The organism is Pseudomonas baltica, from assembly GCF_014235765.1.
Classification (GTDB): domain Bacteria; phylum Pseudomonadota; class Gammaproteobacteria; order Pseudomonadales; family Pseudomonadaceae; genus Aquipseudomonas; species Aquipseudomonas baltica.
In genome coordinates, this window is record NZ_JACMYH010000002.1 from 174,981 (window position 1) to 191,660 (window position 16,680).

The 16,680-nt window shown below is 65.5% G+C and carries 11 protein-coding genes; 4 read left to right on the top strand and 7 right to left on the bottom strand.

What is annotated here, in order from left to right; genetic code table 11:
• Window positions 1-47: 47 nt before the first annotated feature.
• Window positions 48-1,142 carry an iron-sulfur cluster carrier protein ApbC gene (gene apbC / locus H7993_RS10265; RefSeq protein ID WP_122476437.1) on the top strand — a complete coding sequence of 365 codons (1,095 nt, stop codon included), beginning with the start codon at window positions 48-50 and terminating at the stop codon, window positions 1,140-1,142.
• 128 nt (window positions 1,143-1,270) lie between these two features.
• On the opposite strand, the gene H7993_RS10270 is transcribed toward apbC, so the two are convergent.
• On the bottom strand, window positions 1,271-1,480 hold the full coding sequence (locus H7993_RS10270; RefSeq protein WP_049862192.1) for a cold-shock protein: 210 nt from the start codon (window positions 1,478-1,480) through the stop codon (window positions 1,271-1,273).
• Window positions 1,481-1,804: 324 nt separating this feature from the next.
• On the opposite strand from H7993_RS10270, the gene dcd reads away from it, so the two are divergent.
• Window positions 1,805-2,371: a dCTP deaminase gene (dcd, locus tag H7993_RS10275; protein WP_122476435.1), complete on the top strand. Its 567-nt coding sequence runs from the start codon at window positions 1,805-1,807 to the stop codon at window positions 2,369-2,371.
• 125 nt (window positions 2,372-2,496) lie between these two features.
• Window positions 2,497-2,700 (top strand): hypothetical protein, encoded by a 204-nt coding sequence (locus H7993_RS10280; RefSeq protein WP_122476433.1) that lies wholly within the window; start codon window positions 2,497-2,499, stop codon window positions 2,698-2,700.
• Between the two features lie 3 nt (window positions 2,701-2,703).
• On the opposite strand, the gene pdeM is transcribed toward H7993_RS10280, so the two are convergent.
• The 6 genes from pdeM to mnmC form a co-directional block, all read right to left on the bottom strand.
• Window positions 2,704-3,360 carry a ligase-associated DNA damage response endonuclease PdeM gene (gene pdeM / locus H7993_RS10285; protein ID WP_122476431.1) on the bottom strand — a complete coding sequence of 219 codons (657 nt, stop codon included), beginning with the start codon at window positions 3,358-3,360 and terminating at the stop codon, window positions 2,704-2,706.
• Window positions 3,357-5,828: a ligase-associated DNA damage response DEXH box helicase gene (locus H7993_RS10290; RefSeq protein WP_185794308.1), complete on the bottom strand. Its 2,472-nt coding sequence runs from the start codon at window positions 5,826-5,828 to the stop codon at window positions 3,357-3,359. Before H7993_RS10290 ends, pdeM begins: the two co-directional genes overlap by 4 nt.
• A gap of 86 nt (window positions 5,829-5,914) precedes the next feature.
• On the bottom strand, window positions 5,915-6,979 hold the full coding sequence (locus tag H7993_RS10295) for a lipocalin-like domain-containing protein (RefSeq protein ID WP_342345043.1): 1,065 nt from the start codon (window positions 6,977-6,979) through the stop codon (window positions 5,915-5,917).
• A gap of 4 nt (window positions 6,980-6,983) precedes the next feature.
• The gene (locus H7993_RS10300; RefSeq protein WP_185794310.1) at window positions 6,984-9,455 is read right to left on the bottom strand and encodes an FtsX-like permease family protein; all 2,472 of its coding nucleotides are present in this window, start codon (window positions 9,453-9,455) and stop codon (window positions 6,984-6,986) included.
• 1 nt (window position 9,456) lies between these two features.
• A complete protein-coding gene (locus H7993_RS10305; protein WP_185794559.1) occupies window positions 9,457-10,125 on the bottom strand; it encodes an ABC transporter ATP-binding protein in 669 nt (222 codons plus the stop codon).
• Between the two features lie 90 nt (window positions 10,126-10,215).
• Window positions 10,216-12,189, bottom strand: coding sequence for a bifunctional tRNA (5-methylaminomethyl-2-thiouridine)(34)-methyltransferase MnmC2/FAD-dependent 5-carboxymethylaminomethyl-2-thiouridine(34) oxidoreductase MnmC1 (gene mnmC / locus H7993_RS10310; RefSeq protein WP_185794311.1), 1,974 nt, complete (start codon window positions 12,187-12,189; stop codon window positions 10,216-10,218).
• A gap of 177 nt (window positions 12,190-12,366) precedes the next feature.
• Here mnmC and H7993_RS10315 point away from each other — a divergent pair, with 177 nt between their 5' ends.
• Window positions 12,367-16,662: an NEL-type E3 ubiquitin ligase domain-containing protein gene (locus H7993_RS10315; RefSeq protein WP_185794312.1), complete on the top strand. Its 4,296-nt coding sequence runs from the start codon at window positions 12,367-12,369 to the stop codon at window positions 16,660-16,662.
• Window positions 16,663-16,680 lie beyond the last annotated feature (18 nt).

A 16,680-nucleotide genomic window follows, 5' to 3' on the forward strand; every position in this document is an offset into this window, starting at 1 on the left:
CGTTAGGATAGCCGCCTGTTTTGCTCAGTCTTTGATCGGGAGTAGCCATGAGCACCGTGAATCGCGCAGCGGTGGAAGCCGTCCTTCGCCAGTACACCGACCCCTATATGAACCAGGACCCGGTCAGTGCCGGGTGCGTGCAGGCCATCGATATCGATGGCGCGCAGGTGCAGGTGCGCTTGCAGCTGGGGTATGCCGCCGGCCTGTTCAAGAATGGCTGGGCCCAGGTACTGCAGACGGCCATCGAAAACCTGGACGGGGTCGACCGCGCTCGCGTGCAGATCGATTGCGTGGTGCAGGCGCACAAGGCGCAGGCGCAGATTCCCGGCCTGGCCAACGTCAAGAACGTGGTGGCCGTGGCATCGGGCAAGGGTGGAGTCGGCAAGTCGACCACGGCCGCCAACCTGGCCCTGGCCCTGGCCCGCGAAGGCGCCCGGGTGGGCATTCTCGATGCCGACATCTATGGCCCCAGCCAAGGCGTGATGTTCGGCATCGCCGAGGGTACTCGGCCCAAGGTCAAGGACCAGAAATGGTTCGTGCCCATTCAGGCGCATGGCGTGGAGGTGATGTCGATGGCCTTTCTCACCGACGACAACACCCCGATGGTCTGGCGTGGTCCGATGGTGTCGGGCGCGCTGTTGCAATTGGTCACCCAGACTGCCTGGGACGACCTCGATTACCTGGTCATCGACATGCCGCCGGGTACTGGCGACATTCAGCTGACCCTGGCGCAGAAGGTGCCGGTGGCGGGTGCGGTGATCGTCACCACGCCTCAGGACTTGGCGCTGCTGGACGCCCGCAAGGGTGTCGAGATGTTCCGCAAGGTGCACATTCCCGTGCTCGGTGTGGTCGAGAACATGGCCGTGCACATCTGCTCCAACTGCGGTCATGCCGAACATCTCTTCGGCGAAGGCGGCGGCGAGAAGCTGGCATCGCAATACGGCGTGGAGCTGCTGGCGTCGCTGCCATTGTCGATGCTGATTCGCGAACAGGCCGACGGTGGCAAACCGACGGCGGCGGCCGAGCCAGAGAGCCAGATCGCCATGGTCTACCAGGAGCTGGCGCGGCATGTCGGTGCGCGGATCGTGTTGCAGGAAGCCAGCGCGCAGGCAATGCCCAGCATTACCGTCAGCGACGACTGAACTGCCCAGCCCAGTGAGTGACGGCGCGCCTGGCGCCCGCCGTCACCTGTAGCTGAAAAGATCAAACTGCGGGCATAAAAAAACCCCGCCGGTGAGGGCGGGGTTCTTCAGAAGCTGTTCAGCTCAAGTTATACGACTTGAACTTCTTCAGCTTGCATGCCTTTCTGACCGCGGGTAGCGATGAAAGAGACCTGCTGGCCTTCTTTCAGGCTTTTGAAGCCGTCAGCCTGAATGGCTTTGAAGTGTACGAACAGGTCGTCACCGGATTGTGGAGTGATGAAGCCGAAGCCTTTTTCATCGTTGAACCACTTGACGGTACCGGTTTGGCGATTGGACATGGTGTATCTCCTTGAACAAAGTTAACTGCGGTTCGGGAAAAGCCCTGGCCGAGACTGAGTGCAAAGAGCAGGAAAATTCATGAAGATGTTGGACATCGGGTAGAGATTCTCAGTGACACAAGCAACACAGTGGCGCCACCTTAACCCTTTTTCAGGAACGTGCCAATGGTCTTTGCAGGGTTTCTTGCAAATAGTGCTCGGCGGCCATGCGCAGCCTGGTGGCAGGTTCGCCGCGCCATGGGCGAGGCAGTCTTTGAACCGCAGCGCGAGGCCCGGTAAGATGCGCTTCGGACTTTATTCACCTCGTTATTCAGGACACCCGCCATGAGCATCAAATCGGACAAGTGGATTCGCCGCATGGCGCAGGAACACGGCATGATCGAACCCTACGTCGAGCGTCAGGTGCGCGGCGAAGGCGCCCAGCGGGTGATTTCCTTCGGGGTGTCCAGCTACGGCTACGACGTGCGCTGCGCCGACGAATTCAAGGTGTTCACCAACATCAACTCGGCCACGGTAGATCCGAAGAACTTCGACGAAAAGAGCTTCGTCGACATCAAGAGCGACGTCTGCATCATCCCACCCAACTCCTTTGCCCTGGCGCGCACGGTCGAGTACTTCCGCATTCCACGCAACGTGCTGACCATCTGCCTGGGCAAGAGCACCTACGCGCGCTGCGGCATCATCGTCAACGTCACGCCGCTGGAGCCGGAATGGGAAGGGCATGTGACCCTGGAGTTCTCCAATACCACCACGCTGCCGGCCAAGATCTATGCGAACGAAGGGGTGGCGCAGATGCTGTTCCTGGAGTCCGACGAAGAATGCGAGGTGTCCTACAAGGATCGTGGCGGGAAATATCAGGGCCAGCGCGGCGTGACCCTGCCACGCACCTGATTCCGGCAGACAGGTGGGCAGACAGGTGAAAGCCATCGAGGCGAACTAGTTATCATTTTACTACTCCATATGAGTGACTTGCCCGGTTTACCCACCGTATTCCGGGCCATTGCTCAGGAGTGTCTATGAAAATCGACCCGACTATCAGTGCTCAACTGGCTCAGCTGCAGCCAAACCAGATTGGCCTACTCGCCTGGTCGCTTCTGGCCGATTCCTACGGCCATATGGCTGGCGGCGTACCTGGCCAACCCGATCCTGATACCCCGCAACCACCGGAGCCAGGCAGCCCGACCATTCCGGACGAGCCGCCCCCCGCGCCGGTGGTCTGACGCTCAAGCGACCCGCCAGACGCCGCCGTCGCCGACCACGTACACACGCTGGTCGGCGGCGCTGTCCATGTTGTAGCCACCGGTGAAAGCGCCAAATGCCGGCAGCAGGCTGACCTTGCCTCTGAGCAGATAGCACGGCAGGCGCAGGCTTTGGCGGCCACGTCCGTGCAGCCGATAGACCGGGTGAATGTGTCCAGCCAGTACATGCAGCTCCGGGTGTGGATCGGGTTCGTGCTGCAATGCGAACGGGCCCATTTCCAGAGGCTCGGTGACCACCTCGAAACGCAGCTCCGCAGGCGGGTCGCCCGCGCGTTTGTCATGGTTGCCTCGAATCAGGGTGATGCGCAAATCTGCGACATCCGTTCGCCATGCTGCCAAGGCATCCAGCGTTCCAGCCGAATGCGATCCCGGTGCATGTAGAAAGTCGCCGAGGAATATCAGGTGTTCGGTGGGATACTTCTCCAGAATTCGGTCAATCACTTGAAGGTTGCTCGCCGTGGTGCCATGAGGCACCGGCTGGCCCAGCTTGCGGTAGGCCGCTGCCTTGCCGAAGTGGGCATCGGCTATCAACAGGGCCTTGTGCTCGGGCCAGTAGACCGCTTTCTCGGCCAGCAGCCATAGCTCGGCGCCTGCCAGTTGTACGTTGCAATACTCACTCATCCTGCGGCTTTCTCCAAGTCGCCGACCATGCGACGTATGCGGTCGGCGAGCTTCTCCGAACTCAGGCTTTCACGGAAACGCTCGACCAGCAGCGGAAAGCCCAGCGGCGTCGGACGCTTGACCGCGTGCATATCCAGACGCCGACTGGCGATCTGTTGCAGTACATGCTCCAGACGCTGCACTTCCAGCTCCTGCTTCAAGACTTCTTCCTGCGCCTGGGTCAGCAGCAGGTTGCCGGCGTCGTATTGCTTGAATACCTGAAAGAACAGGCCGCTGGAAGCCTGAACCTGGCGGGTGCTTTTCTGCGAGCCAGGGTAACCGCCGAACACCAGGCCGGAGATCCGCGCAATCTCGCGAAAGCGCCGCAGCGCCAGTTCGCCAGCGTTCAGGCTGGCCAGTACATCGCTCAACAGGTTGTGCGCGCTGAGCAATGCAGGGTCCAGTTGGGCCGCCCAGTCCACCTCGGTGGCACTGAGCAGTTCCAGCCCATAGTCGTTCACCGCGATGGAGAATGTCAGGGGCTGGCGCTGCGCCAGGCGCCAGGCCAGCAGGCTGCCCAGGCCCAGATGCACCTGGCGACCGCCGAAGGGGTAGATGAACAGGTGCCAGCCTTCGCGCGACTTCAGCGTTTCCGCCAGTAACGTGGTTTCGCTGGGTAGCGCCGACCACTGTTGCTGTACTTCCAGCAGCGGGCGCACGGCACGCATCTCGGGGCTGTCGTACTCACCGCGGGCGGCGGCGCCCAGCTTCGCCACCAGGGCGTCGGCCAGCTCGCCGGACAGCGGCATGCGCCCGCCATTCCAGCGCGGCACGGCGGCTTTCTTGGCGGTGCTGCGCTTGACGTAGGCGGTCATGTCCTCGACCCGCACCAGCTCCAGTTGGCGCCCGGCGAACAGAAAGCCGTCACCCGGTTTGAGACGGGCGATGAACCCCTCTTCGACACTGCCCAGCGAGCGACCGCCACCGCCCTTGCTCCAGTACTTCAACTGCAGGCTGGCATCGCTGACGATGGTGCCGATGCCCATGCGATGACGACGCGCCAGGCGTGCGTCGGGGACGCGCCACAGGCCATGCTCGTCAGGCTCGACTCGACGGTAATCGGGGTAGGCAGTGAGGGAGTGGCCGCCATAGCGCACGAACGCCAGGGCCCACTGCCATTCATCCTCGGTCAGGTTGCGGTAAGCCCAGGTGGTACGCACTTCGACCAGCAATGCGTCGGGCAGGAAACCGCCGCCCAGCGCCATGCTCACCAGGTGCTGGACCAACACATCCAATGGCTTGTCGGGTGACACGCGTGGCTCGATGCGTCGCTGCGCGACGGCATCGTGGGCTGCCGCAGCTTCGACCAGTTCCATGCTGTGGGTCGGTACCAGGGTGACCCGCGATGCCCGACCCGGTGCATGGCCGGAGCGACCGGCACGCTGCATCAAGCGCGCGATACCCTTCGCCGAGCCGATTTGCAGCACCCGTTCCACCGGCAGGAAGTCCACCCCCAAATCCAGGCTCGACGTACACACCACCGCCTTGAGCTGGCCTTGCTTGAGGGCCCGTTCGACCCACTCGCGCACTTCCCGCGACAGCGAGCTGTGATGCAGGGCGATGATGCCCGCCCAGTCCGGGCGCGCATCGAGGATGGCCTGGAACCAGATTTCGGACTGTGCACGGGTGTTGGTGAATATCAGGCAACTGTTGCTGCTTTCGACCTCGGCGACCACCTGGTCGAGCATGCGCAGACCCATGTGCCCACCCCAGGGAAACCGTTCGATGGCCGCCGGCAACAGCGTGTCGACCTCGATCGTCTTGGCCTGCGCGCCTTGCACGCTGACACTCGGCTGGCCGGGTAGCAGCACTTCCTGTGCATGCGCCTGGTTACCCAGGGTGGCGGAGATGCCCCAGACGATGAGCTGCGGGTTCCACTGCCGCAATCGCGCCAATGCCAGCTGCAACTGCACGCCGCGTTTGTTGCCGATCAGCTCGTGCCACTCATCGACGACGACCATGGCGACGCTGCTCAACTCCTCGCAAGCCTTGTCGCGGGCCAGCAGCAGCGTCAGGCTTTCCGGGGTGGTTACCAGCGCCGAGGGCAGGCGGCGCGTTTGCTTGGCGCGATCACTGCTGCTGGTGTCGCCAGTGCGCAGGCCCAGGCTCCAGCCGATCTGCAACTCATCCACCGGTGCCTGCAGGGCGCGCAGGGTATCGGCGGCCAGCGCGCGCATGGGCGTGATCCATAGCACGGTCAGCGGCGCCATGACCGGCTTGCGCTTGCCCTTGGGAATGACGGGCCCGGCCTTGGCGAAGCGTTGCAGGGCGGCGAACCAGACGGCGTAGGTCTTGCCCGCGCCAGTGCTCGCGTGGAGCATGCCCGATTCGCCGCGTTTGACGGCGGCCCAGACGTCCTTCTGGAACGCGAAGGGCTTCCATTGACGGCTGGCGAACCAGTGTTTGGCAAAAGCGCTGGAGGTCGGCATGCCGTGACGGAGCGTCCTTAGGTATTTCTAAAAGGACCGCGACGACCCAGGTTGGTTTGATATTTGTACAAAAACCCGTGCGTGTATCAGTATCCGGTCATTTCCAGATAGCCCTCGCCAGCGTGGCTGCCCGCCAGGGTCACCGGGCCTTCCCAGTAGGGCATGCCCACCGCCATCCAGGCTTTCGGGTTCAACGCGGTGGTTTGCACATGCAGGCCGTGGCTGGGGATGTCGATGGCCCAGCGCGTGGGTACCTGCCGACCGGCCACGCGGGTGTCCTGCAACGGGCGCAGGGTGATGCTGCCCGGGGCCAGCGGTGTACTGCGCCCTTGGGCGTCGATCCAGTTACCGCTGAGAAAGTCTTGCCCGCCGGCGCCGCGCAGGCGAAACACCATCAACTGCTGGCCGTCGTCCAGGTGCAGCGAAAACCAGTCCCAGCCGGACTGATCGGCTGCCAGTGGCTGGCTGCTCCATTCCCGGTCAAGCCACGCGCGGCCCTTGACCTGATAGCGCTTGCCGTCGATCTGCAGCTGGCCGGCTGCGCTGAAGAACGGCTGGCTGTAATAATACGAGGCCTGTCCCGCATCGGACTTGCGGCTATAGCCTTGCTCGCCCTGCAGTACCAGAGGGCGCTCGCTGGTCAGGGCCAGTTGGTAGGCAAACCGTTCGCCAGTGGCCTGTACGTCCATTGCGGCGAGCGTGTGCTCGACGCCAGGCTGGCTGCGCAGGTGCCAGTCATCGATCCAGGCATTGAACGGCATGATGCTCACACCGGCCTGGCCGATGCCTCCGCGGGCCAGGGTCTGTGCGCTGTAGTGGTCCGTTGCGGAAGTGAGTCCGGCGTGGCCGATCCACAGGTTGCGGTTACCCCAGCCCGGTTCGGTGCTGCCCGGTGCCAGGGCGCTGCGGAACAGGGTCCACTGCACGCCGAAGCGTTGCCCCTGGTCGTCTTCGAGGTTGGCGGTCAGGTACCACCACTCGATGCGGAAGTCGGGGTGAGCGCCATGGTCGGCGGGAAACTGGAAGACCTTGCCGGGGGTGACCTGGGCGAAGTCACCGGCCTGGCCGCCAAGCCCGGCAAAACCGGCAGGGGGTGGGGTTGGCTCGCAGCCGCTGGCTGCCAGCAGCAGGGCCAGCACCAGGATTCGGATCAACTTAACGCTCACTGGCCATCACTCGCAGCAGGTCGGTGGGTTGGCTGCGTTGCAGGCGCAGCATGGGCCAGGCCGAGGCCAGCATCGCCGCAATCAGCGCCAGGCCGCACAGCTGCAGGATCTGCCATGGGAACACCTGCAGGGGCAGGCGCCAGCCGAACGCCTGCACGTTGATCACCGCCACCAGGCACCACGCCAGCAGAATCCCCAGCGGGACCGCCAGCACCAGGGTCAGCAGAGCCAGGATCAAGGTCTGCGCCACACTGAGCAGGATCAGTTCGCGCCGTTGCACGCCCATTGCCCACAGCGGCGCGAGCTGACCCAGGCGACTCTGGCTCTGGGTCAGCAGGCCGATGAACAGGGCCACGCCGGCCACCCCCAGGGTCAATGCATTCAGGGCAGCCGTGGCACTGAATGTGCGTTCGAAAACCTGCGAGGCCCAGCGCTTGAGTTGCCGTTGTTCCACCACATGGCTGTCGTCCAGGCCAAACGCTTGCTGCACTCGGCTTTTCAGGGCAGCGGTGTCGGCCTCGGCCATGCGCAGGGCAAAGCGGGCAGGTGGGGTCCCGGGCCAGTGTTGCTGGAACTGCGCGGCGCTGACCAGAATATGGCCCTTGGGGTTGCCGTAGTCGGCATAGATGCCCACCACGGTCGGGTTCCAGCGCCCTTGGGCGGCGGGCAATGCAAGGCGCGCCCCGATGCCTACGCCCAGGCGCCGCGCCAGTTGCTCGCTGAGCATCAGGCTGTCACTGGAAAACAAGGTGTCCCATGGATTGCCGGCGGCCTGTTCGAGCAGCGGCCAATGCTCGCGGTAGAGCGGCGCGTCGATCACGGCAGTCAGTTCGGTTGGCCAGCCTTGTTGACGAATCTGCATCTCCCAGCCGGGCAGCACCTGCTCGATCCCGTTCTGGCCTTGCAACCATCGTTGCAGCGCCTGGGCCTGCTCGGCGTGCTGTGGCCGCAGGTACAACTCGGCGCTCAAGCGCTGTTCCAGCCAGCCACTGAAGGTCTGCCGGAACCCCTCGGTCATGCTCGCAGCGCCGATGTTGGCGGCCAGTGCCAGCAGCAACGCCATGAGGGCCAGGCTCAGTCCCGGCAATTGCTGGCGGCAGTCGGCCAGGAACCACTGGCCCAGCACGCCCCAGCGGCGCCGGGCGAGCAGGGCGAGGACGCTGCTGAGCAGCACCGGCAAGGCCAACGCTGCCGCCAGCAACAGGCTGCCCATCAGCGCAAAGCCCGTGGCCAGGCCGTTGCCCCATACTGCCAACAGCAGGGCCAGCACGGCTGCACAGGCCGCCACCACGCCTTGTCGCTGCAGCCATTGGCGGTGGGCCTGATGCCAGGCTTCGCCACCGGACAATGCCAGCAGTGGCAGGCGTGCAGCACGCCAGAGACTGTCGCCGCCGGCCAGCAACACGCCGCCCAGGCTCAGTGCCAGGCCGCCCAGCCACCAGGCCGGGCTTAGGTTCAGCTGCCCGGCGACTTCTGCGCCGTACAGGCCACGCAGGCTGGCCGCCACATCGGGCAGCAGCAGACTGGCCAGCCAGTAGCCGCTGACGATACCGGCCAGGCCGCCGAGCAGCGCCAGCAGGCCCAGCTCCAGGGCCAGGGCCAGCACCAGCAGGGCGGCACTCACGCCGCAGGCACGCAAGGTTCGCAGCAGGGCACGACGCTGTTCCAGTGCCAGGCCAATGGCAGCGTGGACGATGAACAGGCCGACCACGAACGCCAGCAGGCCCAGCGCGGTCAGGTTCAGGTGAAAGCTGTCGGTCAGCCGCGCGAGGTCGCCGTCGGCATCGCTGCGGTTGATTTGCAGACGATCGGTGTATGCGTCGGGCAGAACGCCTTCGAACGTTCGTGGCAGCAGCAGGCGGGTCAGTCGTTCAGGCGTCTGCAGCACCGTCTGGGCCGCGCCGATATCCATCAGCAGCACACCGGGTGCCATCTGTGCCCGGGCCTGCAGGGGAGGAAGGGTTGCGCCAGTGCCGGCGGGCAACCGTGCACCTTCCTCCACGCCAAGCTCGCGCAAGGTCTGGGGCGCCACCCAGGTACGGCCGGGTGCGCCGATGAACGCGCTCAGGTCATCGCTGCTCGGCAGCTCGCCGGCCACGGGGCTGCCTGCTGGCAGAGTCAACGGCTCGATACCCATCACTTGCAGGCGCAGTTGCGGATGCGAGGGGAGGGTGATCCGGCCCTCGAGCACCGGAGAGACTGGCCAGCCCTGCAGGCGCAGTGCGATGAAGGTCGATTGCGCAAGGTCGGCGCCGTCACGGGCAACGATGCTGGCCTGGGCTTGACCACCGACCATCTGGCTGGCCAGGGCATAGCTCTGTCGCGCCTGGCTGTTCAAGGCGAGCACGCCGGTGAACAACGCGGTGGCCAGCCACAGGCCAGTGATCAGCGCCACGCCCTGTACCGGATGCCGGCGCCAATGGCTGAGCAGGCTGCGCAGGGTCCAGTACAGCACCGCCACGTCAGCGATCCGTCCCGGCAACGATGCGACCGGCCTGCAGCACCACGCGTCGCTCCAGGCGGGCTGCCACCAGCGGGCTGTGAGTGACCATCAGTAGCGTGCTGCCACTGGCCCGCAGCAACTCGAGCATCAGGTCCAGCGCGTGCTCGCTGGTGGCTTCGTCGAGGTTGCCGGTAGGTTCGTCGGCCAGCAGCAGGGGCGGCCGCGAGGCCAATGCGCGGCCCAGGGCCACGCGCTGTTGTTGCCCGCCGGACAGTTGCTCCGGATACCGCTGCAGGAGTGCCGACAAGCCCAGGCGTTCAGCCAGTTCGCGCTGCCAGGCTGGGTCCAGGCGGCCGGCCAGGCGGGCCTGAAAGGCCAGGTTGTCGGCCACGCTGAGACTGCTGATCAGGTTGAACTGCTGGAAGATCAAGCCGATGTCGCAGCGCCGCCAGCGCGCCAGCTGGCGCTCGTTCATCTGCGTGAGCACCTGCCCGGCCGCTTCGATACGACCGCTGTCGGCCATGTCCAGCCCCGCGACCAGATGCAGCAGGGTGCTCTTGCCACTGCCCGATTCACCCATCAGCGCCAGGCTGGCGCCACGCTCCAGTTGCAGGTCGATGCCCTGCAGCACCGGCAGTGGGCCTTGCGGTGTGGCGTAGGTCTTGTGCAGACCCTGGATATGCAACATGGGCAAGTTCTTCATGACGGTGATGCTGCGGCCCTCGGGCCGCGGCAACGGCGAGGGGCTGTGACTGTGAGTCCGGCCCCCCATGCAGGTTCAAGCTTTGTTGCGTATCAGCCGCCGCAGCGCGAAGCGATTCGGATGGCAGGCCCAGGCCACCTCCCGAGGCAGCGGCAGCGGTTCGTCGTCCAGCCAGGCGGCAATCAGTTCACCCGACAGCGGCGCGGTGATCAGCCCGCGCGAGCCATGGCCGCTGTTGACGTACAACCCCGGCAGCCAGGGGCAGGGCTGTTCAGGCACCTGGCGGGCATCTTTGGCCAGGATCGCAAAGCGCTCGGCGAATGCCTGCGCGTCGGCGACCGGCCCGATGATCGGCAGGTAGTCCGGGCTGGTGCAGCGAAATCCGGCCCGGCCCTGCAAGCGTTCGGCGGGCAGCAGCGCAGCGCCCAGACGCACGGCAAGGTCAGGGGAAATCGCCTCGAGCAGGGCCAGGTTGTCGAGGTTGTCCGCCTGGCTGGGCGTGAGGTCTTCACTGCGGAAGTCGAAACTGGCGCCCAGCGTGTGTTCGCCCGAGCGGGCGGGGGCGATGTAGCCCTCGGCGCAGACCACCGTCGACAGCGCAGCACTGCGCGGTGTCTCCGACAGGCGAGTGATTTGCCCGCGGATGCGCTTGAGTGGCAGGGCGCAGGTCTGGGCGAAGGCATTGGCCTGGGCGGCGCACGCCAGCACGGCTACTGGGGCGCAGGCCAGAAGGGTGTCGTCGGCGAACGCGTGCCATTGGCCGTCGAGGTGGCGCAGGTCTGCCACGTGGTGATGGCGCAGCAGGGTGATGCGTGGGTGACGCGCCAGGTGCTGGCACAGGGCAGGCGGGTGTACCCAGCCACCGTCGGGGTAGAACAGGCCGCCGCTGGGCAAGTCGACGCCTGCCTGCGCCTGGGCCTCTGAATGGTCCAGCAGGTGCAGCAGTTCGGGTTGGAATGCGTCGGCCAGTTGCCCCTGGCGCTGCGCTTCCTTGTCGTCGAAGGCCAGCTGCAGAACGCCACAGGCGTCCCAGTCGCGACCGCGCTGCAGTTGCGCAAGCAGCCTGCGCGTGTGGCCGAAGCCCGCCAGAATCAAATGCGAAAGGGCCGTACCGTGGGCCGACAGCTTCAGGTACAGCACGCCCTGCGGATTTCCCGAGGCTTCCCGAGCCACTTCGGCATGACGCTCGAGCAGCGACACCCGCCAACCGCGCGCGGCCAGGCTGGCAGCGGTGGCGCATCCTGCCAGGCCGGCACCGATGACCAGCGCGTGGCGTTCGCCGGTTACCGGCTCGGGGCGGGCGAACCAGGGCTTGACGGCGGGTGTTGCCACTGCGGCGTCGGCCGCGAACACGCCTCTGGATACATGCCATTTATTGCCGATGCCCGGCACTCGTTTCATCTTGAAGCCGACGGCCGCCAGGCCACGACGAACCCAGCCGGTGCTGGTGAACGTGGCCAGCGTTGCGCCGGGCGCCGCCAGCCGCGCCAGTTCGGCGAACAGCTGGGGTGTCCACATGGCCGGGTTGCACGCCGGAGCGAAACCATCCAGGAACCAGGCATCGACCTTCCCGTCCAGGCACGGCAGCTGTTCCAGCGCATCGCCTATGAGCAACGTCAAGGTCACCCGGCCGCCGTCGAACACCAGGCGCTGGAAGCCTTCATGCACCGCCACGTACTGCGCCAGCAACGCCTCGCTGCAGGCCGAAAGCTCTGGCCACAGCGCCAGGGCTCGGGTCAGGTCCGCAGCGCTCAGCGGGTACTTTTCCACGCTGATGAAGTGCAGGCGCGCAGTCGGTGCAGCCGAGGCGGCGAAGCACTGCCACGCACAGAGAAAATTCAGCCCGGTGCCGAAGCCGGTTTCGCCGATCACCAGGCGTTCGCCGTCGGCGAGGGCGGCGAAGCGTTCTGCCAAGCGGTTCTGCTCGATGAACACATGGCGGCTTTCGGCCAGGCCGTCGGCGGCGAAATAGACGTCGCCGAAGGCGCGCGATCGAGGATGACCGGTGTCGGTCCAGTCCAGCTGGGCGAGGGTGCTCGGGGTTTTCATGACGGCTTCGGCAATAGGCGAGCAGGCATTGTAGCGCGCAGGCTCTGCTTCGCCAGCGCCAGGCCGCTGCAACGGTTGCGCGGCGGCCACTGCGGTCTGCAGGTGGTTATTAATGCAGCCTCTGGCGGCTGTGGCGCGGGCTACCGTGCGCGCTCCCCTTTCGGCAAGGAGCCGATCATGCACGCGATCTACCCCCCAATGAGCCAGGGCGGCACCGACCGGGACCGCCGCCATGCGCGCATCGTCGCGCAGCGGTTGCCGACCTGGCTGAGCCAGGCCAGCCCGGCGATGCGCCAGGCGTTGAGCGCCAGTCAGAATGAAAGCCACGCCGCCAAGCGCGCCCTCGCCCCTGTACTGGCCGGGCTGCGCGACGTCACTGAGTTCTGTGCCGACCTGGTCGGGCAGGAGATCCGCAGGCAGTGCCAGCTCGACATTGATCCGCGCGGCTATGTGCTGGTGCGCGCCATGCACAACGTCGGCATGGGCTTCAGTCATCGCTGGGCGATTGAACAGAACCTGCTGGTTGCCGCCATGCAGAATTTCGAAGCGAACCTGAGCTTTGCGCCGGGTTCGATGGTGCTGCCAAGCGGCGGTGTCGAATACTTCACTGCCGGCAAAGACATCGACTTTCGCGCCCGCCAGGAAAAACCGGCAATCGCCCTCGACCCCCAGCGATTCGCCACTGCCTGCCGGCGCCTGGACCTGGGCCAGCGCTACCAGGCTCACCTGGACACAGTGTTCAAGCCCGACGACCAACCCGAGCGGGTGGCGGCGCTGTTCAAACGCAATGACCAGGCCCATCTCGCAGTGCTGGCCCACATTGCCCGCTTGCGCGGCGATGTCGAGGAAGACGGCTATCGTCTGCTGCTGCAGGTTGCCCAAGCGGCTCCCCCGACCTGGGCGGGCAGCGCGGTGCGCTATCACTGGCTGCGCCTGCTGGGCAGCGCCGATTTCGCTGCCGTGGCGTTGTACGGCGTGCAACTGATCGAATCGACCGTCGACGGTCGCTGTGTGGTGCTGATGCCCGGCGAACCCGACCACCCGATCAAGCAATACCCTTCGTTCCAGGCCTTCGCCGAACGCCTGGGAGAAAAACTCCAGCGGCCCGATTTCCAGCGATATGTCTGCTCGTTGGTGGGCGAGAAGTTCGCTGCGCCGTTCGACCGGCGTCTGCAGCAGCGGCTTGCCGGCTCCGGTGGCGCTTGGCTGAAGCGATTGAACCTGGAAAAGCGTGCGGTGGTCGGTGACCTGTTCGACCTGCAACATAATGATCGCTTGCTCAAGACCTACCAGGATGCTCGAGTGATGGCGGTGCCGACCGCCGACGAAGACGCCATCATCCGGGAGCGTGAACGCCGGCGTTATCTGGACGCCGGAACGACCCTGCTCAATATCGCCGGCCTGCTGGTCCCGGCGTTGGGTGCGGCCATGCTGACCTGCGCTGCGGCCCAGCTGTTGCAGGAAGTGTTCAGTGGCGTCGACGATTGGCGCCAGGGCGATGATCATGCCGCCTTCGGCCATGCCATGAGCGTGGTCGAAAATCTGGCGACCATGGCGGTGTTCGCCGGCGCGGTGCAGGCGGGCCGCAGCTGGATCGCGCCCAGAGTGCCTGCCATTGCCGCCGATACCCAGCTGGCGGAACTGCTCCCGGTGACGCTCGCCGATGGCCGCGAGCACCTGTGGCGTCCCAACCTCGACGACTACGTTGCTGCCCAGGGCCTGCCTGCCGACCTGCTGCCCGATACCGATCGGCTCTATCACGACGAAGCACGTGACAGCGTGGTCATCGACGGGCGCGTGCATGACCTTCGCTTCGACGATCGGTACCAGCGGTGGCGCATTACCCATCCGCGCGACGCGAATGCCTACCTGCCACTGATCGAGGAAACGGGTGCCGGTTGGCGGCTGGCCGCCGAGCAGCAACCCGAGGTGTCCGGCACCACCCTGCGTGACCGCCTGGGCTGGCGGCTGTCGGGCATGGATTCAGAGGATATCCATCGGGCGCTGGCCAGTACCGGGTTGCCGCCCACCTTGCTGGACGCGGTCTATGCCCAGGCCTACAAAGCCACTGCGTTGCTGGTCGATGCCCTGCAACGTTTTGCCCTGCACCGCCAGGTGCAACGCGCCGGGCTTGCGGACACTGCCGCGCAGATACGTTTCGAACAGCTCTACGACGCCACGCATTTTGGCAGCGGTCCGGCCACCCAGCTCATTTGCAGGGATTTTCCCGCCTTGAGCGTCGCCGCAGCCGAGGAGGTATTGCTCGGCGTGGCGCCTGGCGAACAGGCGCGAATGCTGGTCAATCGACGCATTCCCCTGAAGTCGAGTGAGCGCGCGCGTGCCTATCAGCAGTGCCAACGGCTCAATCGCGCCTTCGAAGGCCTGTGCTTCGGCACCGCGCAGTCGCTGGACAGCCTCGAGCTGGAACGGGCCATCAAGCAGGTGCTGGGCGACACCGCGTCGGGCGATGCGGTGCGTGACTACGCCTTCGCTCACCGCGATGCCTGTGCACGCTGGCTGGGCCAGACCCCTTTGCCGGAAAGCTTCAGGGCACCGATGCGCGACGGCTACGGGCGCGTGGGTTACCCCATGAGCGGAAGGCGAGAGGTGGCCCTGTCGCGACGGGTGCTGGTGGCACGCATTCGCGGCCTCTATCCGGGCACCAGCGAGCCCGGCGCCCGCGAACTGCTGGGACTGTACGAACAAGTCGGCATGAGCCGCGCCGACATCATGCTGGGGCTGGACAACCTGGCCTCCGAGCGCTCGCAGATGCACGCTCAGCTGCAAGCGTGGGCGCACCGACCGGCCCCGGCCAACCTGCCGGCCCGCTACAACGCCAGCAGAGGCGACCTGATGCATTACCGTGCCGACGTCACGGCGCGTCTGGACATCGCCTGGCGCCGTCAGCTGCCTTCCGAACGTGTGGCCAACGGACACCACTATCATCTGAACCTGACCTACGCGCCGCTGCTGGATTTTCCCGGCCTGAACGCCGATCTGCGCTTCGTCACGCACCTGAACCTGACCGGCAGCACGGTGGACGCGCCGGCGCTGACCAACTTGCTGGCCAGCTTTTCGCAGCTGCGCAGCCTGACCCTGCGTGAGTGCAACCTGGGCCAGTTGCCCGAAGCGGTCGATCGTCTGACACAGCTGACCGAACTGGACCTGACGCTCTGCAACCTGACCCTGGACCAGGCGCTGCTCGATCGCCTGGGACGTCTGCCGGACCTGACCCTGTTGAGCCTGAGCGGCAATCTTCCGGGGCCGATAGCCACTTCCAGCGGTTTCTCCAGGCTGCAGCAACTCAATCTCGCCGGTCTGGTGCTGCCCAGCTGGCCACAGTGGGCTTCGCGGCTGCCCGCGCTGCGGACCCTGAACCTGTACCGCACCCGGCTGCGCCATATTCCCGACTCGGTGTTCACCGAGATGAGCCAAGGGCAGGGTGTGGACGTTTTCATGGATCGCAACAGGCTGGATGACTTCAGCTTGAGGCAGCTGGATAGCCCCAGGCCACACCGGCGTTTTCAGTTCTTCGCCCATCGGACCAACGATGTGCACTCGGCAAGTGCCGGCCGCCCGCTGGTCGATGTGTGGCTGCAGGGTGCCAGCGAGGTGGAGCGACGCCATCGCGCACAGTTGTGGCAGGGGCTGGTCGATGAAGACGGCTCCGAGGCCTTCACCCGCTTGATCGACAATCTGCGTCACACACCGGATTACACCCGCAATCCAACCGAACTGACCCGGCGCGTCTGGAATGTCGTTGCCGGTGCATCGGCCAATCGCCAGTTGCGTCAACGCCTGTACACCATGGCCCAGGGGTTGGACACTTGCGTGGATGGAGAGCGGTTGATGTTCAGTGATATGGAAGTGCATGTGCTCCAGCATTACGCCTTGCAGGGCGCAACCTGGGCCCAGCGTGGCGAACGCCTGTACGAGCTGGCCCGTGGACTGTTCCGGCTCGACCGGCTGGAGGTCATTGCCCGGCGCATCATTGCCGAGCGTCGGCGCCTGGGTGTGAGCGTCGACGAGGCAGAAGTGCGCATGGCGCTGCGGACCTATCTGGCCCGTCGCCTGGCCTTGCCCGGCCAGCCGCAGAGCATGGCCTATGCCGCCACGGCCGGTATCGGCGTCGACATCTACGACGCCGCACAGGCCGAGGTGCTGCAGGCCGAAGCCGCACCGGACTTCGCCGCGTTCATGATCCGCCAGGCATTCTGGACCGACTACCTGCGTGAACGCCATGCGAGCACCCTGGAACGGGGTCTGGCGCCGTTCGCCGAGGAGTTGAGCGTCCTCGACGAGCGCCAGGAACCCGGCAGCAGCGGCGATTACCTGCGGCGCGCCAATGACATCGCCCGACGTCGCCAGGGTGCCGAGAACGCCTTGCTGGCCGAACTAACCCTGCTCGAGCGGGTCGGCTTCAGTAGCGATACGCAAAGCACCACCGCGCCCAGCGAGGCTCGCACAAGCTAACCGAAGAGGAATGCCTGC